This window comes from Rhodospirillaceae bacterium (genome assembly GCA_040219235.1).
GTDB lineage: Bacteria > Pseudomonadota > Alphaproteobacteria > Rhodospirillales > Rhodospirillaceae > WLXB01.
In genome coordinates, this window is the sequence record JAVJSV010000004.1 from 51,473 (window position 1) to 76,919 (window position 25,447).

27 protein-coding genes and 1 tRNA gene are annotated in these 25,447 nt (G+C 51.1%); 16 read left to right on the forward strand and 12 right to left on the reverse strand.

The window, feature by feature from the left end:
- The first annotated feature begins 80 nt into the window (after positions 1-80).
- Positions 81-641, forward strand: a complete 561-nt coding sequence (locus RIC29_01085; GenBank protein ID MEQ8733490.1) for a hypothetical protein — start codon at positions 81-83, stop codon at positions 639-641.
- On the opposite strand, the gene RIC29_01090 is transcribed toward RIC29_01085, so the two are convergent.
- Entirely contained in the window at positions 631-1,632 is a 1,002-nt protein-coding gene (locus tag RIC29_01090) for an NAD(P)-dependent alcohol dehydrogenase (GenBank protein ID MEQ8733491.1), read from the reverse strand. The two genes, RIC29_01085 and RIC29_01090, sit on opposite strands and share 11 nt — an antisense overlap.
- A 231-nt stretch (positions 1,633-1,863) precedes the next feature.
- On the opposite strand from RIC29_01090, the gene RIC29_01095 reads away from it, so the two are divergent.
- The 3 genes from RIC29_01095 (at position 1,864) to RIC29_01105 (ending at position 4,566) form a co-directional block, all read left to right on the forward strand.
- Entirely contained in the window at positions 1,864-3,444 is a 1,581-nt protein-coding gene (locus RIC29_01095; GenBank protein MEQ8733492.1) for a tannase/feruloyl esterase family alpha/beta hydrolase, read from the forward strand.
- A gap of 99 nt (positions 3,445-3,543) precedes the next feature.
- Positions 3,544-3,723 carry a hypothetical protein gene (locus tag RIC29_01100; protein ID MEQ8733493.1) on the forward strand — a complete coding sequence of 60 codons (180 nt, stop codon included), beginning with the start codon at positions 3,544-3,546 and terminating at the stop codon, positions 3,721-3,723.
- Between the two features lie 339 nt (positions 3,724-4,062).
- Positions 4,063-4,566: an RNA polymerase sigma factor gene (locus RIC29_01105; protein MEQ8733494.1), complete on the forward strand. Its 504-nt coding sequence runs from the start codon at positions 4,063-4,065 to the stop codon at positions 4,564-4,566.
- Between the two features lie 112 nt (positions 4,567-4,678).
- Here RIC29_01105 and RIC29_01110 read toward each other — a convergent pair whose 3' ends face one another.
- The 5 genes from RIC29_01110 to RIC29_01130 all read right to left on the reverse strand — a co-directional run bounded on the left by RIC29_01110 (position 4,679) and on the right by RIC29_01130 (position 9,693).
- Positions 4,679-5,398, reverse strand: coding sequence for a response regulator (locus tag RIC29_01110; GenBank protein ID MEQ8733495.1), 720 nt, complete (start codon positions 5,396-5,398; stop codon positions 4,679-4,681).
- Positions 5,398-7,491, reverse strand: coding sequence for a DUF4118 domain-containing protein (locus tag RIC29_01115; GenBank protein MEQ8733496.1), 2,094 nt, complete (start codon positions 7,489-7,491; stop codon positions 5,398-5,400). The genes RIC29_01110 and RIC29_01115 overlap by 1 nt, the downstream gene beginning before the upstream one ends.
- A 126-nt stretch (positions 7,492-7,617) precedes the next feature.
- Positions 7,618-8,427 (reverse strand): iron chelate uptake ABC transporter family permease subunit, encoded by an 810-nt coding sequence (locus RIC29_01120; protein MEQ8733497.1) that lies wholly within the window; start codon positions 8,425-8,427, stop codon positions 7,618-7,620.
- A 20-nt stretch (positions 8,428-8,447) separates the two neighbouring features.
- Positions 8,448-9,212: an ATP-binding cassette domain-containing protein gene (locus RIC29_01125; GenBank protein ID MEQ8733498.1), complete on the reverse strand. Its 765-nt coding sequence runs from the start codon at positions 9,210-9,212 to the stop codon at positions 8,448-8,450.
- A 7-nt stretch (positions 9,213-9,219) separates the two neighbouring features.
- Positions 9,220-9,693: a Fur family transcriptional regulator gene (locus RIC29_01130; protein ID MEQ8733499.1), complete on the reverse strand. Its 474-nt coding sequence runs from the start codon at positions 9,691-9,693 to the stop codon at positions 9,220-9,222.
- Positions 9,694-9,776: 83 nt separating this feature from the next.
- On the opposite strand from RIC29_01130, the gene RIC29_01135 reads away from it, so the two are divergent.
- Positions 9,777-10,748 carry a zinc ABC transporter substrate-binding protein gene (locus RIC29_01135; GenBank protein ID MEQ8733500.1) on the forward strand — a complete coding sequence of 324 codons (972 nt, stop codon included), beginning with the start codon at positions 9,777-9,779 and terminating at the stop codon, positions 10,746-10,748.
- 8 nt (positions 10,749-10,756) lie between these two features.
- Here RIC29_01135 and RIC29_01140 read toward each other — a convergent pair whose 3' ends face one another.
- Positions 10,757-11,470, reverse strand: coding sequence for a formyltransferase family protein (locus RIC29_01140; protein MEQ8733501.1), 714 nt, complete (start codon positions 11,468-11,470; stop codon positions 10,757-10,759).
- A 119-nt stretch (positions 11,471-11,589) separates the two neighbouring features.
- Between RIC29_01140 and RIC29_01145 the strand changes: the two genes are divergently transcribed.
- The 8 genes from RIC29_01145 to RIC29_01180 are packed head-to-tail and all read left to right on the forward strand — an operon-like array spanning position 11,590 to position 18,287.
- Positions 11,590-12,072 (forward strand): SUF system Fe-S cluster assembly regulator, encoded by a 483-nt coding sequence (locus tag RIC29_01145; protein ID MEQ8733502.1) that lies wholly within the window; start codon positions 11,590-11,592, stop codon positions 12,070-12,072.
- Positions 12,073-12,074: 2 nt separating this feature from the next.
- A complete protein-coding gene (gene sufB, locus RIC29_01150; protein MEQ8733503.1) occupies positions 12,075-13,529 on the forward strand; it encodes a Fe-S cluster assembly protein SufB in 1,455 nt (484 codons plus the stop codon).
- Positions 13,530-13,559: 30 nt separating this feature from the next.
- A complete protein-coding gene (gene sufC, locus RIC29_01155; protein ID MEQ8733504.1) occupies positions 13,560-14,318 on the forward strand; it encodes a Fe-S cluster assembly ATPase SufC in 759 nt (252 codons plus the stop codon).
- 14 nt (positions 14,319-14,332) lie between these two features.
- Positions 14,333-15,682 (forward strand): Fe-S cluster assembly protein SufD, encoded by a 1,350-nt coding sequence (gene sufD / locus RIC29_01160; protein ID MEQ8733505.1) that lies wholly within the window; start codon positions 14,333-14,335, stop codon positions 15,680-15,682.
- Positions 15,679-16,935, forward strand: coding sequence for a cysteine desulfurase (locus RIC29_01165; GenBank protein ID MEQ8733506.1), 1,257 nt, complete (start codon positions 15,679-15,681; stop codon positions 16,933-16,935). Before sufD ends, RIC29_01165 begins: the two co-directional genes overlap by 4 nt.
- A complete protein-coding gene (locus RIC29_01170) occupies positions 16,935-17,432 on the forward strand; it encodes an SUF system NifU family Fe-S cluster assembly protein (GenBank protein ID MEQ8733507.1) in 498 nt (165 codons plus the stop codon). Before RIC29_01165 ends, RIC29_01170 begins: the two co-directional genes overlap by 1 nt.
- Positions 17,433-17,467: 35 nt before the next feature.
- Entirely contained in the window at positions 17,468-17,869 is a 402-nt protein-coding gene (locus tag RIC29_01175; GenBank protein ID MEQ8733508.1) for a DUF59 domain-containing protein, read from the forward strand.
- 46 nt (positions 17,870-17,915) lie between these two features.
- Positions 17,916-18,287, forward strand: a complete 372-nt coding sequence (locus RIC29_01180) for an iron-sulfur cluster assembly accessory protein (GenBank protein ID MEQ8733509.1) — start codon at positions 17,916-17,918, stop codon at positions 18,285-18,287.
- A gap of 10 nt (positions 18,288-18,297) precedes the next feature.
- On the opposite strand, the gene RIC29_01185 is transcribed toward RIC29_01180, so the two are convergent.
- Positions 18,298-18,756 carry a response regulator gene (locus tag RIC29_01185; GenBank protein ID MEQ8733510.1) on the reverse strand — a complete coding sequence of 153 codons (459 nt, stop codon included), beginning with the start codon at positions 18,754-18,756 and terminating at the stop codon, positions 18,298-18,300.
- Positions 18,757-18,896: 140 nt separating this feature from the next.
- On the opposite strand from RIC29_01185, the gene RIC29_01190 reads away from it, so the two are divergent.
- The gene (locus RIC29_01190) at positions 18,897-19,073 is read left to right on the forward strand and encodes a twin transmembrane helix small protein (GenBank protein MEQ8733511.1); all 177 of its coding nucleotides are present in this window, start codon (positions 18,897-18,899) and stop codon (positions 19,071-19,073) included.
- 10 nt (positions 19,074-19,083) lie between these two features.
- On the opposite strand, the gene RIC29_01195 is transcribed toward RIC29_01190, so the two are convergent.
- The 3 genes from RIC29_01195 to RIC29_01205 all read right to left on the reverse strand — a co-directional run bounded on the left by RIC29_01195 (position 19,084) and on the right by RIC29_01205 (position 21,923).
- Positions 19,084-19,935 carry a sulfite exporter TauE/SafE family protein gene (locus RIC29_01195; GenBank protein ID MEQ8733512.1) on the reverse strand — a complete coding sequence of 284 codons (852 nt, stop codon included), beginning with the start codon at positions 19,933-19,935 and terminating at the stop codon, positions 19,084-19,086.
- A 40-nt stretch (positions 19,936-19,975) separates the two neighbouring features.
- On the reverse strand, positions 19,976-20,827 hold the full coding sequence (locus RIC29_01200) for a hypothetical protein (GenBank protein ID MEQ8733513.1): 852 nt from the start codon (positions 20,825-20,827) through the stop codon (positions 19,976-19,978).
- A gap of 193 nt (positions 20,828-21,020) precedes the next feature.
- Entirely contained in the window at positions 21,021-21,923 is a 903-nt protein-coding gene (locus tag RIC29_01205; GenBank protein ID MEQ8733514.1) for an N-formylglutamate amidohydrolase, read from the reverse strand.
- 189 nt (positions 21,924-22,112) lie between these two features.
- Between RIC29_01205 and RIC29_01210 the strand changes: the two genes are divergently transcribed.
- Both RIC29_01210 and RIC29_01215 read left to right on the forward strand, forming a co-directional pair.
- A tRNA-Val gene (locus RIC29_01210) sits at positions 22,113-22,187 on the forward strand.
- A gap of 154 nt (positions 22,188-22,341) precedes the next feature.
- Positions 22,342-23,382, forward strand: coding sequence for an NADP-dependent oxidoreductase (locus RIC29_01215; GenBank protein ID MEQ8733515.1), 1,041 nt, complete (start codon positions 22,342-22,344; stop codon positions 23,380-23,382).
- Here RIC29_01215 and RIC29_01220 read toward each other — a convergent pair.
- Positions 23,379-24,890, reverse strand: coding sequence for an ABC transporter substrate-binding protein (locus RIC29_01220; protein MEQ8733516.1), 1,512 nt, complete (start codon positions 24,888-24,890; stop codon positions 23,379-23,381). The two genes, RIC29_01215 and RIC29_01220, sit on opposite strands and share 4 nt — an antisense overlap.
- Positions 24,891-25,447 lie beyond the last annotated feature (557 nt).

Genomic DNA, 25,447 nt, shown 5'->3' on the forward strand with positions numbered 1-25,447 from the left:
CTGATCTTGCCATATCCGGCGGGCTTGCCATAGTGGGGTTAAATGCATTGAAAACCCTATGTTTCGAAGGATCTCAGACGATGTCTGATACGTTAAATAGCCTCCTGCCGGAATATCAGTTCTCCGAACATCACACGACGGTTGTGCTGGGAAAACCGGATCAGGTGTTTGACGCGGTTGAGGCCATGGACCTGAGTGATTCCCGCATTGCTCGGGTACTCATGCGGTTATGGCGCATCCCGGCCAAGATGGTGTCAAACAAGGTGTCAGACCGGAACATGTCTGTGGCGGATTTTTTGCCTCTCGTGCGTACCCCGCCGACTGACCTGGCGCGCGGATTGATCGGTGGCCGCAATGCGCCCGCTGATAAAAGCACCATCGATGCTGATGTGTTTCGCGCTTTTGATGAACCAGGATGCATCAAGCTGGTCTGGGCTTTCTGGCTGACCGATCTGGGCGATGACCGGGTGAGGGTTGATACCGCAACCCGGGTGTTGTGCACCGACAACAAAACCTTGCGCGCCTTTAGAATTTACTGGCTCATCATCCGGCCCTGGTCGGGGCTGATCCGCATGCGTCTGCTGGCGTCGATTAAACGCAATACGGAAGCTGCTCACAGCCAAGCTGCGCCTAAAGCTTAATGACGACCTTGCCGATATGCGCGCCGCTATCCAGATATTTGTAGGCTTCTAACGCATCATCAAAGGCAAACACCTTGTCGATCACAGGGTCAATGCCATTCACTTCAATCGCCGCAATGCACTCTTCCAGCATGGTGCGGCTGCCCGAGGTGATGCCTTTGAGCGTCAGATTGTTGAGCAACAGCGTCCCCAGGTTTGGCTCGCCACGACCGCCCAAAGCGCCAATCAGACCAATCCGTGCATTAGGGGCGCATGCGGCCATTGATTTTCCAAGAGTCGCTGTGCCGCCGGTTTCCACCACAATATCTACGCCGCCGGTTTTGTCCTTCACTTCCTGTTCCCAGTCTGGGTTGGAGCGGTAATTGACGGTGATATCTGCGCCGAGCGCTTTCATCCGCTCCAGTTTCTCATCGCTGGACGATGTAATGACGGCCCGACAGCCAAACATTTTAGCCACTTGCAGGGCAAACACAGACACGCCACCGGTGCCCAGCATCAGGACGGTTTCGCCGGCTTTGATTTGGGAAAAGGCGTGCATGGAAGACCACACAGTGGCCCCGGTAATCGGCAGGGTCGCGCATTCTTCCGCGGTCATGTTTGAGGGGGTCTTGGCCAAGCAATGTGCTGGCACAACAATACGTTCCGCCAGCGTGCCATCCGCCGTGCTGCCCAGATCGTTGCCGAAATAGGAGGGTTTGAACGCGCCGTCGACCCAGCCCGTAAAATGCGTGGCGCAGACCTTGTCACCCAATTTGACGTTGGTGACCCCTTCACCGACCGCGATGACTTCACCCGCGCCGTCTCCAAGCGGAATGCGTGTTTCCGGCTTTGGGCCGCCATATCCGCCGCGCATGACCATCAGATCACGGTGGTTCAGGGCGCAGGCCTCAACGGCAACAACAGCCTCCCCATAACCCGCAACTGGATTTGGCCGCTCGACCATGCGCAGTGAGTCCAAACCCTTTTGATCGCCAATTTCCCAAGCTTTCATTGTGTCGTCCTTCGATTATCTGGAGTTTTAAGCGTGTGTGGTGACGATCTTACCTAAATGCGCCTGACTTTCCAGGTGGGGAGACGCATCTGCCGCATTTTCTTGGCATTGTGTGGGGCACTCTGACGAGAACGTCCGCCGCTCGGTCAACCACAGACTCCCGATCTTTGTTTGCCCGGCGTACACTCATGGCCGGCGTACACTCATGGTTGGTTCGCAAGGAGTAAATTCATGCCCGTCAGCTTATCTGGTTTTGTCGCTGTTTTGTGCAGTGCAGTCATGCTCAATATCGCAATACCAGGACGAGGACATGCAGAGCCTTTAGCTTGCATGTCTCTCGTTGCGGAAGATTTCTCGCGTGTCCCTGATGCGCCGACCCAGATTACTGCAGCCCGCGAGATTGGGGCCACAGACGCGATGCCATCCTATTGCAAAATTGAGGGGTATATCGCGCCGACCATTGGCTTTGAAATCCGAGTCCCGACGGACATCTGGAACAGCAAACTTTTGATGCAGGGCTGCGGCGGTTTTTGCGGTACCACGGCGATGATCGCCCAATGTGATGATGCTTTGGCGCGCGGGTATGCCTGCGTCTCAACCGATTTGGGGCATAAGAGCACGCCGATTGACGCCAAATGGGCGTACAACAATCCGCAGGGTGAAATCGATTTTTACTACCGCGCGACTCATGCAACTGCTCAGGCGTCTAAAGCCATTGTCACGCGGTTACGGGGTGAGCAGATTGAGCGCTCGTACTTCCGGGGATGTTCCACCGGTGGGCGCCAAGGATTGGTGTCAGCCCAGCGGTTTCCAGCTGATTTTGACGGCATTATTGCGGGAGCTCCGGCCGGAGTCAGTGCTGGGGGTGGCCTGCATCTCATTTGGAGCGCGTTGGCCAATCTGGATGCACATGGCGCGCAAATTCTGCCCGCCAGCAAAATCCCGATGCTTCATGAGGCTGTCCTCAAAGCCTGCGATGCAGATGACGGATTAAAAGATGGTTTGATTGACGATCCACGCACCTGCGGCTTTGATCCGGCATCCTTAAGGTGCAGTGGTGCAGATCGCGACAGTTGCTTAACAGCTCCTCAAGTTGAGGCTGTTCGCCGTATTTACAAAGGGGCGACCGACCCCGGCGGCACACCGCTTTACCGCGCGGTTCCAATGCCGGGCTCCGAGTTAAACTGGGTCCCCGCTTATGTGGGCGTCAACGGCCAGCCTTCAATTTACTATCACTTTGGCGGCGACTTCTTCCGTTATGTGGCCTTTGCCGAGGACCCCGGTCCTGATTGGCGGCCTGAAGACTTTGATTTTGCAATTGATCCGCCGCGTATGGGTTACAACCGCCATCTCAACAATGCCGCCAGCCCTGATCTTAGGGCTTACGTTGCGCGCGGTGGAAAACTCATCTCTTACCAAGGCTGGTCTGATCAGTCCGTGCCACCGCTAGGCGTGATCGACTACCTTGGTGACGTAGAACGCTTTATGGGTGGGCAGGAGTCTGTCTCTGAGTTCTTTAGAGTGTTCATGTTGCCAGGCGTGGCCCATTGCGTCGGCGGAGAGGGGCCAAGCCGCGTTGATGCCTTGAGCGCTTTAGAAGCCTGGGTGGAAACGGGCGAGGCTCCCGATCAGTTGATTGCCTATAAGCTGAAGGCTGACTCTGGCACCTTTGCTGCTGCGGCCCTGCCGCCATCACCCGATAATATTGAAATGTCCCGACCTGTATATCCGTATCCGGATGTCGCACGCCATGTCACCGGCAACCCAGACGAGTGGACTAACTTTAAGCGTCTCTCGTTACCTGCAGAGTAGTCTTAACTAGGGGGCAATTTGCAACCTAATTCAGCTATTACGCGTTTATGAAGTATGCAAACTTGGAACACATCTGAGCGAAAAGATACTTTTCTATATGTGGGACTTTTATTGCTGGCGCTGTCGGTTGTGTTTGGCCTATTGGCAGAAAATCCCGAAGTTTCAGTGACCTTAGGTGTATTGCTGGACCTAGGGGCTATTTTTCTATCGACCCTCGGATTTTTTAGTGTAGCCGTAAATCCGGTGTGGCGGGCCTACAAGTCCCGGTCTCCCTCTTAAGCGCACCCGAATAGGCTCTCAATTTTTATATAATTTTTATGGTGCCTTACAGTCGCGCGAGTGACTGCCGAAGATGGCATCTGGCGTTGAAACCCTATAGAAAACAACGCTTTAAAAGACCATCAGAAAGCTATGAAGGTTTCTTATGAGGACGTTCGGCCACATTTTTGCCGCGCCGATGCTTACGCCTTTTTTATGTAAATAGGCCGTAATCCACATAGCGTTTTTACGGCCATTCGATGGAATCTCTTACTCGGAAAAAGACGCGGAGCAGGGAAGTGCTCAAGGATCGTACCCGGTACTTTCCGCTCCGTGTCACCACCCGATGAGGAGGCTGAGATGGCCGCATTTGATACGGATCTTGAGACGTTGTTGCCCGATTTAACCAGGTTTGCCCGATCACTCACGCGCTCGGAAGATGACGCATTCGATCTTGTCCAAGACTGTGTCGAGCGGGCTCTTCTTAAGAAAGAGTACTATGAGCAGGGCACCAACTTGAAATCCTGGTTGTTTACCATGATGCGCAACATCTTTATCAGTCAAAAGCGTCGTGAAACGGTAGCGCACAAATACGTTAAGCATGTCGGCAACAGTGGAGACCGTGTACAGCGCGCCTCTCAGATGCACCATATTTTCTTATTGGAAACGATGTCTGCGATCGGCGACTTATCAGCTGCAGAGCGCGATGCCGTCGTCATGATGGGTGTTGAAGAAAATTCGCATCGTGAAGCCTCTGTCAGTGCAAGGCTCCCTGTCGGAACGATTAAATCGCGTTTGTCTCGTGGCAGAACGAACTTGAGAGCGGCGCTTGGACTTGAGGGTGCGCTGTTGGTTGCGGTCTAGACATTTAATTTAGTTACCCACTGCCGGCGTCTCCCATCCCCCCCATTAGCCGCCAGTGGAACCTTCTCCCCGCAGGGCTTACCCTGCGGGGAGTTTCTTTTTTTGATCTTTGTTATGAGTCAGATTTGAACCGATACCCAACACCAGGCTCAGTGATAAAGACCTTTGGGTTTGCTGGATCGGCTTCTAATTTCTGCCGTAAGTGCCCAATGTAAACGCGAAGATATTGCGTTTCTTCCACATACCCCGGTCCCCAGACTTCAGTTAAAATTTGCTGATGCGAAATGACTTTATTGGGATGCGAGATGAGTATCCGCAACAGGTTGTATTCTTTTCGCGAGAGTCGCACGGGGCTTCCGCTGAGCAAGACAAGCCGCTTACTAAGATCAACCTCTAAATTAGCGGCGCGAATTATTGGATCGTCTGCAGACTCTGATCCACCAGCTTGGCGCAGTACGACTCGCATGCGTGCCATCAATTCGGCCATGCCAAATGGTTTCGTCACATAGTCATTGGCGCCGCGATCAAGAGCATCGACTTTATCGCTCTCGTCGGAGCGAATAGACAACACGATGATGGGAACCTGAGACCATTCTCTGATTTGAGAGATGACCTCTAAACCGTCGATATCTGGCAAGCCGAGATCAAGGATCACCAAATCTGGGCTTTCTACTGTGCAGGTCTTTAGGGCTGATTTACCGTCGCCCGCTTCCACGACGTCGTAGTCGTGCGCCCCAAGGCTCGCTTTCAGGAATCTGCGAATTTGAGGCTCGTCATCAATGATGAGGATTTTTGCGCCGGTGTTCGCAGAGTCCAGACCAACGGTCATCATCAAATACTCTCTGTTAAGTTAGCCGTATCGGCTGGCAGATGAATACGTATCGTTGTGCCCTTGTCCGGCCCATCGCTCAAGGCTTCAATAGTGCCGCCTTGGCCTTCAATAATACCTTTACAGATGGCCAATCCTAAACCCGTGCCAGCAACTTTCCGATCACGGGCTTTGACTCGGAAAAACTTATCAAAAACAGCTCCTAAGTCGCTACTGGGGATCCCTTGACCCTCATCTTTAACATCGATCAACACATGCTCGTTTTGGGCATAGGCTGTTACTGTGATTGTTGTATCTGGCTTGGAATATTTACAGGCGTTCTCAATCAGGTTCATCAAAACCGTTTCCATCAATACAAAATCAATATTTATGAGAGGGAGCCGCTCCGCCACATCAACATAAAGAATGTGTTTTTCCAGGCGCCGTTGGGCGCTGTCTAACACGGTGCCAATCAGATCGTCGACATCCGCCAAACGGAAAACAGGCACCAGAGCACCAGATTCTACTCGGGTCATCTGCAGCAGATTGTTGACAAACTTATTAAGACGCTCCGCTTCTTCGAGAATGGTGGAGAGCAATTCTTGGGTGACCTCTGGCGTGTAATTCGATCCATAGGTAATGAGACTTGAAGCAGATCCAATCACTGATGCGAGAGGGGTGCCGAAGTCATGGGAAATAGATGATAGAAGCGCAGAGCGAAGACTCTCGGTTTGGGAGATAACGCGCGCCGCTTCGAGGTCTTGGGTTTGAAGGGCCCGTTCGACCGCGACAGCTGATAGTCTGCAGACGGAATCAAACATGCGACCCGCCTTGGCATCACGAAGTATGCTGGTATTGAAGTGCCTAAAAGCAAGAATACCGACCACACCGCGCGCGGTCATCAAGGGCTGAAAGAACGAATTTAGCACTGAGAACTTGTCAGTTCCCTGACCGCAAGATTGACTATGGGAAAAAGCCCATCGCGCGGCTTCTATTTCATCCAGGTTGAGGCTCGCATCTTCAGGATAGACCGGTTGCAGGACGGTCGGATCAGTTGCCTTGTTTGTGTAATGAGTATCGTCTAAAGACGATAAGTTGGTATCGATTAATTTAGCCTGCTTATGCGGCAGCAGAAGGTGGGTTTCGGTATCAAACAGGGCTGCACTTTGCCGTGCGACAGCGGCATAAGTTTCTTCGGGCGTGTCTGATGTAGCGATGTCACGCGTTAACTGGAAAAGGGCACGTGCCTCACCCTCGCGTTCCCGGGCAGCTTCAGCCTGATCACGCAACCGCCCTGCCAAGTTGCTCGTTATTCCCGCCATGAGGATAAACAGAATCACGAGCAGAATATTGTCTGGTGAACTAAGGGAAAAAGAAAATGAGGGTGGGACGAAGAAGAAGTCGAAGAGGATCACACTGACCACGGAAGCAAAAAGTGCTGCCGCAAAACCGTAAGCCGTGGCGCTAAAAATAACAGCCGTCAAAAAGACGATCGATAGATTTTCCGCTGGCATGAGATTCTTAAGCCATTGGATTGAGAGCGCAGCGATGCATACTCCGAATAGGCTGAGAACGTATTCGTGATACCAGGGCCGATGTTGATCAAGCCTCCAGGCGAGGTTGCTTTGGGTCTCGTTTGCTTGGGAAGATTCTTGTATCGCGGTGATGCCTCTATCGTCTGCGATTGCCTTCAAACGCTTAATGACCTTCTGACTCAGGCCAATATCCCAAGGCCAACGGCGCTTTGGCCCGAAAACGATATGACTAGGCTTTTGCTGCTGCCAGTCGTTCGCAATTACTGAAACAGCATCTTTCGGTGTTGTTATGATGAGGCGGGCATCAAGTCGCGTCGCCAGTCGTTTAATTTGCTCTGCCTGAGGCGTCATCAAAGCGCTCAACCAGGGCGTCGTAGGCCCGACCAAATAGATCGTTAGTGCTGCGCCAGATTCCTTTGCCAGCCAATGCACTTCGCTGACCATACTTACGTCGTAAGCACTTGCTCCGATAATCGCAGCAAAACTTGGATGCGTCGCGTGATTGCTTTGCAATAAGTCGCTGCTGGAGGCGCGTCGATCTTTGTATGTTGTGACGATCTGATTTGAGTCAGCGCCAGACATGTTTAAATGTGCCTCCTTAGGTAGCTAACGATACTTGGATCTGTATAGGAGGCCATCATATTGCGGCATCTAGTGTGAAGATAGTCGATCATTAACGCACTTAATGTCCCTGTCGTTGCAGGGCAACTATGACGATGTGTCCAGCGTGTTTCTTATGGCACCGAAGATCATGCCTGTCGCAAATAGGGCGGCCGCGGCCAAGACAATTGAAGGTCCTGCTGGAATGTCCCATTGGTAGGATGCGAACAAGCCTAAGACCGTTGCGACACATCCTGTAAAGATCGAGGTAAAAGCCATTTGTTCAGGTGTTTTGGAAACATGACGCGCCGTTGCCGGTGGGATAATCAGCATGGCCGTGATGAGGAGAATACCCACGACTTTCATCGAAATGGCCACCACAATCGCAATGAGAACCACGAAGGCAATTTCAATATATCGACCAGCAACGCCTTCTGCTCTGGCCATTTCTTCATTCACCGTCAGAGCAACGAGTGGGTGCCAAAGGATACCAATGATGACCGAAACGACTATAGCGCCTACCCAAGTCCACGCGACGTCAGCGACAGAGACGGCCAGGATGTCACCAAAGAGATAGGCCATCAGATCGATGCGGACACCTTGAAGAAAAGTGACCGCGATTAGACCCGCGGCGAGTGCCGTGTGCGAGAGCAAACCCAATAGGGTATCGCTGGACCAATTCCGTCTCTGTTGCAACCAGACGAGAAGAAGCGCGACGGCAACGCCGGTTGCGACCGTGCCTAGTGTCGGCGCGGTCCCGAGAAAGAAACCAATTGCAACGCCTAAGAGTGCCGCATGTGCGAGTGTGTCTCCGAAGTAGGCCATGCGCCGCCAAACGACGAAGCAGCCTAATGGCCCAGCAGCAACGGCAACGCCCAGGCCGGCTAAGCTGGCGCGAACAAGAAAGTCATCCATCATTCAGGCGGTCCTCATCCGTATTAGTGATCATGACAGTGATGACTATGAAGGACTTCACCATCTGGCCCATGATCGTGATCGTGTTCATGGGTGTAAACCGCCAGCATATCCGCCGCACTTTGCCCAAAAAGTCTTAGAAACTCGGGATGTCGACTGACTTCTGCTGGTTGCCCTGAACAGCAGATATGATTGTTAAGACAGTAGACGCGATTGGTTGCAGACATCACAACGTTGAGGTCGTGTGACACCATGATGACGGCACAGGAAAAGCGGTCGCGTGTTTCCTGAATGAGCCTGTAAAGGTCAATGGCGCCTGCGAGATCGACATTTTGGGTAGGTTCATCAAGCACCAATAACTCCGGATCGCGCAGAATAGCGCGGGCCAACTGCACCCGCTGCATCTCGCCACCCGATAGGACATGAATGCTTTTGTCTAAAATGTTGCCCAGCTTGACATGTTCAAGTGCAGCCCTGAGGTCGTTATCGATTTTGCGCTGCGTGAGCGTGAGGAACCGTCTCACGGTCAGGGGAAGGGTGCCGTCAATGATCAATTTCTGAGCCTGATACCCGACAATGAGACCGTCCTTGCGTGACACCTTGCCGCCATCAATACTTTCGAGGCCGAGAAGAGCCCGCACGAGCGTAGATTTTCCCGCACCATTGGGGCCAATCAGCGTCACAATTTCACCGGCCTGAATATCGAGATTCACGTCACTTAAAATGGTTTGATTGCCACGTTTGACAGTCAAGCCTCGGGCTTCGATCAGAGCGTTGGATATATCCATAAAGCGCCTAAGTCTGGGGCAAGCAGTTTGGGCAAATGCCGGAGATTTCTACGACATGCTGGTGAACCTGAAACCCGGCGGATGCCGCTGTTGCTTCTACAGCTTTCGCAATTGGCTTTGCCTCGACCTCTGCCGCTGTTCCACATTCATCACAAATAAGAAACTGAGCTTCATGGTCATGGGATGGATCAGAGCATCCAATAAAAGCATTCCTGCTGCTGAGTTTATGGGCAAGTCCGGCCTCCATTAAGAAATCAAGTGCCCGGTAGACAACCATGGGCGCGGGACGTCGGCCATCATCGGGCAACAGGTCTAAAATTTCATAGGCGCCAAGGGGTATATGGCTTTGCCAGAGAATTTTTAAGACCCGGCGGCGTATTTCGGTCAGTCTCAGGCCGCACGCCTTGCTTTTTTCTTCAGCCGTATTCATCGCTTTTTGAATACAGTGCCGATGATTATGACGGGGAGCAGGAAAACTCATAGGCCCAATACTTTAGCTTGATAAACGCATTAAACGTTATGATATAACAAAATGTAATTCAAGCTTGCGGGTTTCTCTGTCTTATGTCGTTCCTACGTGCGTTCTTTCGTGTATCTGTTATTTTAGCGTCTTTGCTCAGTCCATCTCTGATTTTAGCGCAAGGTGCTCCGCTTGATGTAACTGGCGCTCCGCCTGATGTCATTGTGAGTGTCAGACCAATACATTCGCTGGTGACAGCGGTGATGGACGGTGTCGCTGTACCAAAACTGTTGCTGGGCCGAGGGGAGACCCCGCACTCCTACAATCTGACGCCATCTGATGCGCGAGTCTTAAGCCAGGCGGATATGGTGGTTTGGGTTGGTGAGCCACTTGAAACGTTCTTGGAGCGCCCCCTCGCGAATTTGGCTTCTGATGCTGTGATCCTAGAACTGATTGAGGCGCCAGGACTAACGTTGCTGGATAACCGAGATGGCGGCGTGTGGGACTTAAGCGAGAGTGGCGATACTCATAAACACGATCATGATCATGATCACGGCCAGATCGATGGGCATATTTGGTTAAGTCCTCAAAATGCGCGCGTCATCGTAAGCTGGGTTGCGCAAGCGCTGGGCGCGCTAGACCCCTCGAATGCCGCACAATACCAAAACAACGCGGCAGCGCTTACCGCGCTCTTACAGACAATGGAAAATGATATTCGGGCAACGTTAGCAACGGTCACACGCCAACCCTTCCTCACTGCCCATGACGCGTTGCAGTACTTTGATCGATATTTTGATTTATCTGCGGTCGGGGCGATCGCGGTTACGCCAGACCGCGCGCCGAGCGCGAAGCGGCTTGCCGAGATCCGTGACCATGCCCAGGCGTTGGGCTCATTGTGCATACTCACTGAACCGGGGTTTGAGCCTGGGGTTATGCGCGTCATTGAGGAGTCCGCAGACGTGCGCGTCGGCAGAATTGATCCTTTGGGTGTAGAGATCGAGCCGGGCCGAACTCTGTATATAGATCTCATGACTGGAATTGCAGGTGCGCTTGTTGCGTGTCTGCAAAACAGATAGGCGAACTTTTAGCTCTTGCTTTTCCCGCCGCGGACAACGGTTTCTTGACCTCTGTTATTGTCCAATTTAAACCGCTGTCCGAACAGGGTGAGCGTTAGCGCATGATCTGGGCCTTCGCCGACCGCGCGATAGCGCTTCTGAAATTCTTCCTCCGAGAGATCACTCGGCAATTGACACAAATCTTCAAAGTCTTTGCGTGTGCGCACGCGCCCAGACCAAGATTCACCAGAAGGCGCTAGTGGAGCCTCTAAGTTCAAAAGGTCAGGGGCTAATCGCGCGAAGAGTTTAGTGACACATTCAAAGGCCAGGGTGTCCGCAGCAAGACGGTCTGCCCACGGCATGAGTGAGGTAAGGCGCGTGCCAACAATCTCTCCGCCATCCACCTGTTCGGTCATGCGGTGTGCTGTGGCGCCAAACATCTCTGCGCCATCGTAAATGGCAAAACAGGAGGGAAACAGACCTGGGTAGGCGGGCGGACCAGGATGAAAGTTATAGGCTCCGCTTGAGAGCGCTTTCAGCACCGGGTTTGGAATGATTACGCCCGTACAAAAGGCCACCAGTCTGCAAGGTCCAGTGACATTGGACAGGGCTGTTTCGATGTCTTGAAGGGTTTCGGCGGTCTTGATCTGAGGTTTATGAGGAAAATTAACGCGCTCTATGACGGCTTCTAAAGTCGCCAGAAACCCAGGCTCAGTCAGGATAATGAGGGTTGATTGGTCCATATCGCTACCTTAGTTAATCTGGCCTCTGCGAGCCAACACTCTTGAAATTACAGCCAGCCTTAACTACAAACAGTATATAAATCAGACCTTTTTAGTCTGAGTTTTAAGGTGAGCAAATAGTGTTTAAAGTCAACAAGTTAACAGACTATGCGACCGTCGTGCTGATTGATATGGCGCGAAGCGGGAAAGTTCACCCCACCCAAGCTATTTCAGATAGCACCGGTATTCCACTTCCGACCGTAGCAAAGCTGATGAAGCACCTCGTAAAGTCTGGTCTGGTGATGTCCCACCGGGGCGTGCACGGCGGGTACCGTCTGACGCGCCCAGCCTCTGAAACCACCATCGCTGACGTTATAGAGGCCGTAGAAGGGCCGATTGCGCTCACAGCGTGTGTAGAGACGTCGGATGAGCACTGTGGGTATGAAAGTTTATGCGCGGCCAGTGGCAAGTGGAATCGCGTGAATAGAGCCGTCACAAACGCCTTAAAAGAAGTGACACTGGCCGAAATGATTGATGATCTGAGTGGATCAAGCCCATTTGCGGTCATCGCCGATGGGGCGGAGAGCCCTTCAGCGTCGGCAAAGCAAGATGAGGTGCACTAACAATGGTTGCGACCAAACAAACTGTTGATGCTGTTCGGGATGTTGAAACCTACAAGCACGGTTGGGCGACGGATATTGAGTCCGATATGGCCCCAAAGGGCCTCAGTGAAGATATTGTCCGTTTTATCTCGGCCAAAAAGGAAGAGCCGGAGTGGATGCTCGAATGGCGTCTGAAAGCTTATCGCCTGTGGCTGACGATGGAAGGCCAGGAGCCAACCTGGGCAAAGGTCTCTTACCCAAAAATTGATTATCAAGACGCGTACTATTATGCCGCACCCAAGTTAGAGGACGGACCAAAGAGTCTTGATGAGGTCGATCCAAAACTCCTGGAGACATACGAAAAGCTTGGGATTCCTTTGCGCGAACAAGAAATGCTGGCGGGTGTGGCTGTTGATGCCGTGTTTGACAGTGTTTCGGTGGCTACGACCTATAAGAAAAAGCTCAATGAGCTTGGCGTGATCTTCTGCTCTATGTCGGAAGCGATCAAGAATCATCCGGAGTTGGTGCAAAAGTATTTGGGTTCGGTTGTTCCGTACAGCGACAACTTTTTTGCAACATTAAACTGTGCCGTTTTTACCGATGGCTCCTTTGTCTACATCCCAAAGGGCTTGCGTTGCCCCATGGAGTTATCCACGTACTTCCGCATTAACGAAAAGAACACAGGGCAATTTGAACGCACGTTGATTATTGCTGATGAAGGCTCCTACGTGAGCTACTTGGAAGGCTGTACGGCACCGCAGAGAGATGAGAATCAACTTCACGCGGCTGTTGTTGAATTGATTGCGCTTGATGATGCTGAAATCAAATATTCAACTGTCCAGAACTGGTATCCCGGTGATGAGGATGGCAAGGGCGGCATTTATAACTTCGTGACCAAACGCGCCGCGTGCCGGGGGCGCAACTCTAAAGTCATGTGGACACAGGTCGAGACTGGCTCCGCTGTGACATGGAAGTATCCGAGCTGTATTTTGCAAGGGGATAATTCCGTTGGGGAGTTTTATTCCGTCGCCATTACAAACAACAAACAGCAGGCTGATACCGGCACGAAGATGATCCATTTGGGCAAAAACACCCGCTCCAAGATTATCGCAAAGGGTATTTCTGCGGGCCGTTCAGACAGTACCTATCGTGGGCTCGTGCGCATTCAACCGAAGGCGGATGGCGCACGGAACTTTACCCAGTGCGACAGCTTACTGATTGGTGATCAATGTGGGGCACATACAATTCCTTACATTGAAAGCCGCAATCCGACGGCGCAGACAGAACATGAAGCAACGACCTCAACCATCAGTGATGATCAGATGTTTTATTGCCAGCAACGCGGCTTGAATCCTGAAGAGGCGGTGTCTCTTATTGTGAACGGCTTCTGCAAGGAAGTCCTGCAAACGTTACCCATGGAATTCGCTGTCGAGGCGCAGAAGCTGGTCGGCATTAGTTTGGAAGGAAGTGTTGGTTAATCCCCCGCACTTAAGTAAAGAGTTATACGTATGTCACTTATCGAAATTAAAGACCTTCACGTCTCCGTGGATGACAAGGAAATTCTGAAAGGGATTGACCTGACAATTAACGGCGGCGAGGTTCATGCAATCATGGGGCCGAATGGAACCGGCAAGAGCACATTGTCTTATGTGTTGGCTGGCCGCAAGGGCTACGAAGTAACAAAGGGAAGTGTGTCCTTTGATGGTAAAGACCTACTGGAGATGGAAGCGGATGAGCGAGCAAGGGCCGGTGTCTTTTTGGCGTTTCAATACCCCTTGGAAATTCCCGGGGTTGCAACGTCGACCTTCTTAAAAACCGCTTTGAATGCAAAAAGACGCGAAAGCGGTCTGGATGAGATCGACGCGATGGAGTTTCTCAATCTTATCAAGGCACAGACTAAAGAACTTGAGATGCCTTACGAGATGATCAAGCGCCAATTGAATGTAGGGTTCTCGGGCGGTGAAAAGAAACGTGCCGAAGTTTTGCAGATGAGTTTGTTGGAGCCCAAGTTTGCCATTCTGGATGAGACAGATTCTGGTCTAGATATTGATGCCCTAAAAGTTGTGTCCAATGGTGTAAACGCCTTGCGTGACCCGGAGCGCGCTTTTTTGGTAATCACCCATTACCAGCGCCTTCTGAAGTACATTATCCCTGACTTTGTCCATGTGATTGTTGATGGAAAAATTGTGGAAAGCGGCGATAAGTCATTGGCTGAAGTTTTAGAAGCTGAGGGTTATGCTCGCTTCGAAAAACGTGCAGCAGCTTAAGGCTGGGTATTGTCATGACCACCGTCGAATCCTCACCAGAGACCACTTTCGGTTCAGCCTATGCAAACGCGGTAGGCGCGCTGCCAGGCGCCAATGAATCCTGGATAGATTCAATACGGCAGACATCCAGAGCCATTGTCGAAGCCGGTGGTTTTCCAGGTCCCAAGACTGAGGCATGGAAGTACACGTCTCTTCGCGAAATTGCTAATACATCATTTATTCCGGCGAGTGAGGCAGATGATGTTGATGTTTCTGCCGCCCCTGTTGGCAGTCCGGTTCTTGAAGGTGCGTTGCAGGTTGTTTTTGTAAATGGTGTCTACCGTCAAGATCTCTCAACGTCGTTTAAAGATGTTCAATCCGGTGTGACGTTTGGGCCGCTTGCTGATGTACTCAAAAACAATCCTGAATATCTCAAAGATATTCTGGCTTCTGCAGCCGTGCCGGCTGAGTCATTCATTGCAGCCCTGAATACCGGCTTCATGGAGCAGGGGATATATCTTCACGTTGAGGCTGGTGTTGAAATGTTACGGCCTCTTCAGGTCGTTTCCATTGGAGCTTCGGGAGCGCAACCAGGTGCTTTTCATCCAAGGTTGCAGCTTGTTCTCGACAAAAATGCAAAAGCGACTGTGCTGGAGACCCATGTTGGGTTGCCGGGGCAACCTTACTTGAGCAATCCTGTTACGGAAGTAATTCTTGGTCTGGGTTCTGCCTTAAAACATTACACTTTGGTTTGCGAAGATAGTGATGCCTACCATCTTGGACGGTCCGCTGTGTGCGTTTCAGAAGGCGCGCAATATGAGTCCTTTCTGTTATCTCTCGGTGGCAAACTTGCGCGCCGTGAAGTCCAGGTTCGGCTGGAAGCTCTTGGTGCCCGCGCGATTGTAGACGGTGCTTATGGATTGTCAGGGTCTGATCATTCAGACATTTCGTCTGAAATTCTACATCTGGCCCCTGAAACGATTTCTAAGCAGACTGTTAAAGGTGTATTGGGCGGAAAATCGAAAGGTGTGTTTCAAGGACGTGTTCATGTGGCTAGAGAAGGGCAGCGCAGTGATGGGCGACAACTTCATAAAGCTATGTTGCTTAATCGTGGACCAGAGGTGGACTGCAAGCCGGAACTGGAAATCTATGCTGATGATGTTCAATGCGCCCATGGCGCGACAACCGGCGAGATGGATTCAGAGCACATTTTTTACCTGTTAAGCCGCGGTATTGATGAGCAAGCAGCCCGCGCCATGCTGGTTGAAGGCTTCTTGGATGATGTCATTTTTGATATCTCCGATGATGCCGCCAGAACCCTGGTTCTGGATATGGTGAAGCGGTGGCTTGTGCGGCAAAGTGCTCTGATTACGGAGGGCGTATGAACGCCATCTCAAAGCAGACAAAAGCAAAAGACATACGCCCATTTGATATCGAATCTGTGCGCGCAGACTTTCCGATTCTGCAACGCACCGTTCATGGAAAGCCCCTCACATATTTAGACAGTGCAGCATCTGCCCAGAAGCCCAAGCAGGTTATCGACGTTATCCGTTATCAGTACGAACATGAGTACGCGAATGTCCACCGCGGTGCTTATTCTTTAAGCGAAGCGTTAACCGGCAAGTATGAAGAAGCGCGCGAAAAAGTGCGTGCCTTTATTAACGCCGGTTCTGATCGCGAGATTGTCTTCACGAAAGGGGCGACCGAAGCGATTAATCTGGTCGCTGCCACATTTGGTCGCATGCTAAAGGCGGGTGATGAAGTTGTGATCACGGGTCTTGAGCACCACTCTAATATTGTTCCGTGGCAGTTGTTGAGGGATCAAATTGGGATCACGCTTAAAGTTGTACCAGTCCTAGCAGATGGCTCGGTTGATCTAAGCGCCTTCGAAGCAGCGATGACGGGTAAAACCAAATTAGTCTCTGTTGCCCATGTGTCTAATGCCCTGGGTACAATACTTCCGGTGAAAGACATCGTTCAGCTTGCTCATTCTGTTGGCGCAAAATGTCTTATTGATGGTTGCCAGGGTGTGGTTCATGAGGTTGTCGATGTCCAAGCTCTGGACTGTGATTTCTACGCCTTTTCAGGTCATAAGCTCTACGGTCCAACCGGCATTGGTGTGCTGTATGGAAAAGAAGAGCTGTTGAGTGAAATGCCACCGTATCAGGGTGGTGGTGAAATGATCAGTACAGTTACGTTTGAGCGCAGCGAGTGGGCAGAGCTTCCGGCAAAATTTGAAGCCGGGACACCGCCAATCGTGCAAGCTGTGGGATTAGGGGCAGCAATAGACTACGTCAGTTTATTTGATCGCGCGGCAGTAGCTGCTCACGAGCAAGATCTACTAAATTATGCAACCGAACAACTCAAAAGCATAAACAGTTTGAGACTTATCGGGACGGCCAAGCATAAAACGGCTGTGGCTTCTTTTGTGCTGGACGGGGCACATCCCCATGATTTAGCGACGATCTTAGACCGGTCTGGTGTCTGTGTTCGTGCGGGACACCACTGTGCGCAACCGCTTATGGATAGCTTTGGCGTTACCGCTACTCTGCGTGCCTCTTTCGGTATGTACAACACGCGAAGTGAAGTCGATGTTCTGATAGAAGCCTTAGGCCGTGCCAGAGAGATTTTAGGTTAATGGAAGCCGCCGCAAAAGATAGCGATCTGCTGGGATTGTACCAAGAGATCATCCTGGATCACGGGAAGTCGCCGCGTAATGCGGGTGTCATTGAAAATGCAGACTGTCGAAGTGATGGCAAAAACCCACTCTGCGGCGACCGTGTTACCGTCACGACTGAACTAGACCAGCAACAGTCCATTGCTGATATCAAGTTTGATGGCAAGGGATGCGCTATTTCGATTGCGTCTGCCTCCATGATGACTGAAGCGGTCAAAGGCTTAAGCATTACAGAGGCCCGATTGATTTTTGAGGCTGTACGCACCATCTGTTCGAAAGAGGCATCCGTTTTGGATGCTATGCAGGATGTCGGTAATAAGTTGGCTCCAAGACTTGAAAAGCTTGCATCTTTGAGCGGGGTTCGCCAATTTCCGGCGCGAGTCAAATGCGCAACGCTTCCGTGGCACACCCTGATGTCATGCCTTGATGGAAAAGCAACGGCCTCGACGGAACGATGAGGCGGAATAATGAAAGTTCTAAGGAGTCTAAAGTTATGATGCCGCCTTATTCGATGCCGGCTATGGAAGGTGACCCACCCGAGGAAGGTGATACCGTGACACGCGGTGCGCCACTGCCCGACGACGCTGATTACATAATAACCGAATCAGCTGCTGTAGAGGCTCTACGGAGTGTTTTTGACCCGGAAATCCCAGTCAATATTTATGATCTCGGATTGATTTATGAGCTCAAAATTGGTGACAGAGGGAACGTTAATGTGCTGATGACTTTAACCGCGCCAGCCTGTCCCGTCGCAGGCACGCTTCCGGGTGAGGTTGCTGATTCTGTTGCGGCCACCAAAGGAGCTGGGGAGGTTGCTGTGACCATTACATGGGATCCTCCTTGGACACCCGAGAATATGTCTGAAGTGGCGCGTGTCGCCCTCGATATGTTTTGAACGTGACATGTTCTAAATAAATTCGACTGCGTTTAGGAGAATTAAAATGACCAGCTTAACGAGGACTGCTCCGATCACAATTACAGATGCTGCCGTTGCGCGTGCAGCACACCTGATTGGGCGGTCGGATCATCCTGTTGCCGGAATACGTGTGGGCATTGATACCAAAGGGTGTTCTGGCTTTTCGTACAAAGTCGAATATGCCGACGAACAAGGTAAGTTTGAGGATGTCGTAGAGCAGAATGGCGTTAAATTTTTTATAGACCCGATGGCGGTTATGTATCTGTTGGGCTCTGAATTGGATTATCAAGAGTCCAAGATGGAGAGTGGGTTTGTGTTCACTAACCCGAATGAAACAGGGCGCTGTGGATGTGGCGAGAGTTTTTCTGCGGCTCCAAACCCTGATGCGAAAGAATAGGCGTTTTACATTACGCCGAAAGTCGTTTCTCAACCTCGGCTAACAACTTCACTGGATGCACGGGCTTCTGTAGCAAGCTGACAGTGCCATATTGAAACTCTAAATCATCTTCGACGAGGCTCTCCACAATTTCAGGCTGTCCAGTAACTAATATAATCGGGATGGACGGCTCACGGTCTGCGAGCACTTGCCGGAGTTGTAGACCACCCATTGTCGGCATCATGATATCTATAATGGCAATCTGTATATCTTCACTTTCAAAGATGATTAGGGCGGCCTCTCCATCTTCAGCCTCGAAGGCAGTATAGCCACGTTCTCTTAGAACATGACTGAGCGACTCGCGCACCAAGGTGTTGTCATCAACGATTAGAACGCGCCCAAGGCTTTCTATTTTAGCCTCCTGTATTGATGAATAGACTCTGCGGTAAAAGTGTTCCTGAGTCCGATCCAGGAACAGCTGAGACAACAAATTTAGGGTGTATTCTATTCATGCTTGTGACTTGTGAACGCTAAGACCATTCAAATTTAAGGACTTAGAGTAAAGATTGGTATTGTAATCTGCAACGTCTCGGCGCACGTATATTAAATATGGAGACAGTTTTAATAATCTTGCTTTCAATATCTATGCTTGCTGTTCTTGGCGTGTTGCTGACGGGCCTCTTCGCTTTCGTAAAGGGCGGGGATTTTCACGATAAATATGGCAATAAACTGATGCAATGGCGTGTGACCACCCAAGCCATTGCAGTGGTTCTTGTCCTGCTTCTGATTGCTGTTCGGGCGGACTAGTTAACCCCAGTTAGCCTGACACCGCAGCGTACGCCATTCGGATGGCTGTCAGCACCAGAAAACCAGAAAAGAGAAACCGCAGAGATTTCTCGGTCAGCGCATGCGCCAGACGGCTTCCAAGGGGAGCGGTTAGGACAGTGGTTGCCGTTATGAATGCTAGCCCTAGTATATTGACGTATCCGATAGAGCCGAGCGGCAGGCCCGCAAGACCCCACCCTCCGATAATGTACCCCGCGGCAGCTGGGATAGAGATGATGAGCCCAAATGCGGCTGACGTTGCGACGGCCCGGTGCATCGGGTAACGGGCAGCATTTAGGATCGGAACGGATAGCGTTCCACCGCCAATTCCCATCAGCGCCGAGAAAGCACCGACCATGGCCGAGACAACAGATGCGGCAGGTTTGTATATCCAGAGCCCTGAAAGAGTGTTGTCATCGCCGTATTGGGGCATTGATCGGTCACGAAACGCGATATCGAGGGCCACACATAAAGCAACAAAAGCGAAGACAAGTGCGAGTATTGTTCCGCTGAGTAGTCGCGTTGCCAGTATGGTTCCCAATAACACGCCAATAACCAAGCCTGGTGCCCATGATTTGAAAAGAGGCCAATCCACGGCCCCCTTTCTGTGATGGGCCCGCACTGAGGCAAGGGACGTTGGCACAATCGTAGCTAAGGATGTACCGATCGCCACATGAAGCCTAACATCCATGGGGACATCGAGCGTTCCGAGCACCGTGAACAGCACGGGTACAATAATGATACCGCCGCCGACGCCTAAAAGCCCGGCAAGAATACCCGCTATAGCGCCCGTTGCTAGAAGGCTCAGTATGAGAGGGTATGCCGTAATCAGAGAGTCTATCAAAAGGCCAGAGTCCTGTCGTAATTAGAGAGGTCTGACCTAACTAGAACGTCGGCCGCTCTGGTCGGTAGGTCACCTTGTGGGTTTTTTCAAAGGCAGAGATTTGATCGATCAAATCTTTTCTACGATTGCGCGCGGCACCAACTTGCGCCGGCGTGATCGGCGTCGACTCAAATGAGTTGTCGTTTACCATAACCTGAATTCTTTGGAGAAACTCGCTCATTGTTAAAGCCTCAATGATGTCTGCTGCGAGGCCGAGGAAGTAGCTATGGCGAACCGGTTTTTTGGGATTCACATGATAAGCTGAAACGGCAAAAGACCCTGTTTTTCCGTTTTTACGTTCGAGCACTGCAGCTCTGTAGTATGTAGGAAATGAGGAAAAAACGAAGGCCGTCTGGCTATCATGTTCGACAACCAGATCGTCCAACGCGCCGACAATATTACTTGAGGCTTCATTGATTATATCTTGGCTGACATCTCCGCCATGGGCCAGCATTTCAATCTCATCAATGACCTCAACGTTTTCTCCGCCACTCGAAAATATGGGTTCGCCATCCAAGTGGATAGAGATCCATAAGGCCGAATTATAGTTGGATTCATAACTTGACTGTCCCCGCATCCAACGGCTTTCCCAATCCATATCTTTGGCGTCATGAACAATGTTCGGATCACGCCGGAACTGGTCAATAACCATACCTGCGAGCCGTAATGTGGCGGGCATGTTTTGCCCCCGCAGCACACAGCTATAGGTTTTATCTTTTAATTTAAGCGGGAGGATGATCCGGTTTGACCGAATTTCCAGGACCTTTTCTTCTTTGGCTCCGTCACCCAATTCATCAAACCGATGAACGGTCGATTTTTCACGGTACAGAGTGAGATTAGCTATTTCTTTCATAACGAATGACGCAGAGACCAATTGTGAGGTGCCAAAGAAGGGCCTGAGATAACGCAGGCTAGTTTATTGTAAATCGGGCTGTGACAAACAACAAGGGAAGTCCCGATCAAGCTCGAAGAGGAGGGTGATAATAAGAACGGAAAATATTCTTATTCTGTAGATACTTAGGGGCGTGCCTCTTGTGGTGGCATGTTCACTCAGCACTTAATCGATGATAGGCAAGTCCGGGCCGCGCTTGTGCACCAAATTCTTCAATCTGTTCGAGAAAAAGGCTCAGATCAGCCATCAGTTTAGCAAATCCCGGCCGCCGGGTTAAGGATCGCTCATCCACATAAAGTGCTCTGTTTATTTCGATTTGGAGCGCGTGGACGCCATTTTCGGGGTCGCCGTAACTTTGTGTCGTGAACCCGCCAGCATATGGGTTGTTGCGGATTACGGAATATCCAAGGCTGCCGAAAACACGTTCCGCTTCCTCGGTCACCAGCGAGGAGCACGACAGTCCATTTCGATCTCCTAGGACAATATCCACGGACTTGTTCATTTTATCTTTGCTATGGGGCAAACCGGCTGAGGGCATGGAATGGCAATCCAACAAAATACAGTAGCCAAACTGATCCCTGGCGGCGTTGACGAGACGGCGTAATGCGTTGTGATAGGGTTTATAAAGCCTGTTAATGCGCTCGTCTGCATCTGCCCACGTCAACTTTCTCGCATAGATTTCTTTTTGATTTGCAACGATCCGGGCAATTGTCCCAAGCCCAGCAGTAACCCTCGGTGATGTCGTATTTGCGAAGTCTGGCAGAGGATCAGAAAACATCTCTTGGTCGAGTTCATAGGGTTCACGATTCAAGTCCAGGTAGGCCCTTGGGTACAAGGCTCTGATTAGCGGAATCCCCATCGTTTTTGCTGCTGAGAACAATTCATCAACGTAACAGTCCTCTGAGCGTCTTAATGCGGCTTTGCTCAAAGCGCTGGCATCTATGAGATCGGCTGGATAATGCGCGCCCGAATGAGGAGAGGACAGAACCAGCGGTGTTGTGAGTTCCGTCGGTTCAACCACTTCAATGGGTTCAGCCATATCTGTAATCTTACTCATACGCATACTTTCTTTAGGGGCAGCTCTGACTTCGCCTTCTTCTTAGCCCAATAGAGGCAGACTCAGGCATACTCCTTATAGCTCCAGCATACCTCAAACCAATCGATCTGAAACACTTGCAATAAGTGCAATCTCCACCTAAAAGACGGGGATACGCCTCGGGGTCAACCCCAGGTAAAATGAATTCATGGACGCGTAGCTCAGCGGGAGAGCACCTCGTTGACATCGAGGGGGTCACTGGTTCAATCCCAGTCGTGTCCACCATTTTCCTCCCACAGTTCCTATATTTTACCCCTCTACCTGAAGGCATCGGGATGTAGACCTGATATCTTTGACGGATAGATACCTTTGATTATTAATCGAAGGCCAATAACCTGTGCCGTTGCATAGTCGGTGCTGAGCAAAAGGATATCAAGCTTTGGAAAAAAATCGGCAATGGCTGCTTGCACGCCACCCAGAACCTGAAGAAGTCATTGGCTTTAAGCACTTTGAATTTACGGAAAACGCTATACCGGACCCAGGCGTTGGTGAGATTGTCTTAAAAACCATTGCTCTTGGAACGTCACCAGCTCAGAGGTCGTATATTTCCAAAGGGCTCAGCATGCATGATAAAATTGCTATTGGTGATGTCATGCGGGGCAGGGGCGTGTGCGTTGTAACCAAGACACGCCATTCTGCATATTCCGAAGGTGACATTGTGATCGCTTCTCCGGGATGGCAGAATTATTCGTTACAGAGTCCCGCGCTCCAGAATCCAAACGTTCTTAGTCTTCAATCTGTTCCTCATCCGGTTAGCCCCTTAACAACACTGCTCGGGGTTTTGGGCAGCGCGGGTGCGACAGCCTATTTTGGTCTTGTCGATGTTGGCGCTGTAAAACCAGGTGACACCGTTGTTGTCTCTGCCGCAGCTGGCGGCGTTGGGTCTGTTGTGGGCCAGATTGCCCGTATTGCCGGGTGCCGTGTTATTGGCATTGCAGGTGGGGCTGAAAAGTGCGCCTGGCTTACGGATGAGCTCGGGTATCATGCGAGTATAGATTATAAAAACGAGGACGTTGGCGAGCGGCTTGATAATCTGTGTCCAGATGGCGTCGATGTCTTTTTTGATAATGTTGGTGGAGAACTATTGGATACGGTTTTGGCGCGGATCGCTCTGAACGCCCGCATCGTCATCTGTGGTTTTATCTCAACCGATTATCGCGATGACCTGAACCAAGGGCCAAGAAACTATAAAAATCTTGTGCGTAAACGCGCGCGCATGGAGGGGTTCTTTATCTTCGATTACCGCCATCGGTTTGCTGAGGCAGAAGGCCGCCTTAGACAATGGTATCGGGATGGCTTTTTGGTGAACTCGGAGGACGTTGATGACGGGCTTGAGAAAATGCCGGGCACCTTGGGTAGCCTGTTCACCGGAGGAAATAGGGGCATAAAGCTGTGCCGTGTGGCTCCAGATCCGGTTTAATTGTCCTCCGCGAACGTTATGGTTTCGTAATTTATTTTACCTTTGTTGGGTGCGTACCCGGTAACGCGTGGCCCCACCCCATCCAGCAGTGGAATTTCGTGCAGCATCAGGGCTGTTGCCTGATCATGATAAAAGCCTAGAACATCGCGGGTGAGGCGTATTCTTTCGTCTAGGTCTGGGGTTTCCATAGCGGCTTTCATGGTAGGCATAATCCGCTCATCGCAGTACCAGGGCGACGGCCAGAGGCAAGAATGAAGACGGAGTGTTCTGAGCGGTTCAAATGTCGGCCACGCCCCAAATACCTGACTGAAGCCATCCCCCTTCCATTGCCCTTGCAAGATAATACGGACCATCTGGGACGTTGGAATTGAGATAATGTTGAGGGTGACGCCAACGTCGGCGAGGTTGGCTGCAACCAATTGATAAATGGCACTGTCCGAAGCGTTGGACCCGATGATCACTTCGATATCAAGTTTAAACCCGGCCTCATAACCGGCTTCTTTCAGAAGGGCGCGAGCTCTGTCAGGATCATAAGGATAAGGCTTTAAGTTTGGATCGTATCCCAAAAGGCCCCGCACGGCCCCTTGCGTTGCCGGTTGGCTCATCCCCGAGAGCAGAATTTCCGTGATGGCATTTTTATTCACTGCGTAATTCAGTGCGCGGCGCACGCGAATATCATTTGCGGGCCGTCCGTCTTGAACCACAAAAGCAATGCTGATGACATCAATAGGATTGCGCTGGTGCATGTAGCCGCCAGCACGCGTAATCAACGGTATGTCGTCAGGCCCCATGCCAATCGCAATATCTATACCCCCCGTAACAATGGCCTGGAGTCTGCTGGTTGATTCCGGCAAGTGCAAAACCTCCATCTTTTCGATTACCGGTTTTCGCCAGGAATACGGATTGGTTTCATAGGACACACGGCCCTGGCGCCAGGCGGTTATTGCAAAGGGTCCACTGCCGATGGGGTCACGCGCAAAAGCGTCGGGGCCGAGTGTCTCCCAATGATCTGGCTCGACGATATATAAAGCGGCAAGCAGCCGCGGCAAAATCGCTGTCGGCGCGGAGGTCGTGACAGCCAGCGTGTAGGCATCAAGTGCTTGTGCACCGGCAATGATATCAAGGTCACGCGCGACGCTAGATGTTTGTCCATGTGGAGTCTTCAGATAGTCGAATGAGCTTACAACATCGGCTGCCGTAAACGGCCTGCCATTAGAAAATGCCGCATCCGACCGCAGTTCAAAGTGCCATGTTGTGGGGGTGATCTGCTGCCAGGATTTTGCGAGCTCGCCTACGAGAGTGCCATCTTCTTGAAAGGTAGTGAGGGTTTCAAAGGTTGGCGACCATGTGTAAGTCGAGAACACACTTACGGACCGATGTGGGTCCCCATCACTGGCTGGAAAGGCGACCACACCAACCCGTAACGGTTCTTGAGCACTCAAAGCCAGAGGGTAAAGGGCACAGGCAAGTGCAACGGCCAGTAAGCGAACATGTATGGTGAATATCATTCGGCGCAATTTCATCTCTTTTGACTGAAAAGCATAAAGACATTGGCTTTGTTCAAAGCCGTTTTGATGTCATGATACCTTTCAACAGACAAATTGGAAATGTGGACAAAGACGTGTGGTGTCAGGCTGTCCCGGTTTTCCAGGCGTTGGGGGATTAAGATGCTTAAGAAATTAGGTGTAATTTTGGTGCTGGCGTTGTCCGCTTCTCAGGCGCAGGCTTTTTGCATCGTAAATCGAAGTTCGGAGACCGTCGCCTTTACCAGAGGTGGCCCTTTTGCGGGTATGGAAACATTATACGCCGGGACCATAAAACCAGGTGTACAACGTTGTACCTTGATCACCGCCAGAGCAGATGGAACATACCCTGTATCTGTTTACACAGTTACGAAGCGCGGCAACTGCGCGGTTGTTCGGGGTTGCTCATACGATTCTCAAGCTGAACAGGTCTTTTTCCAAGGTGCGGGAACAGCAAGTTGCCCTGTCGCGTTTCAGGACAATTCTTGTAGCTGATCCGTAAACGCAATGTTTGCTGCAGTCATTTAGAAATTTTAGTTAAG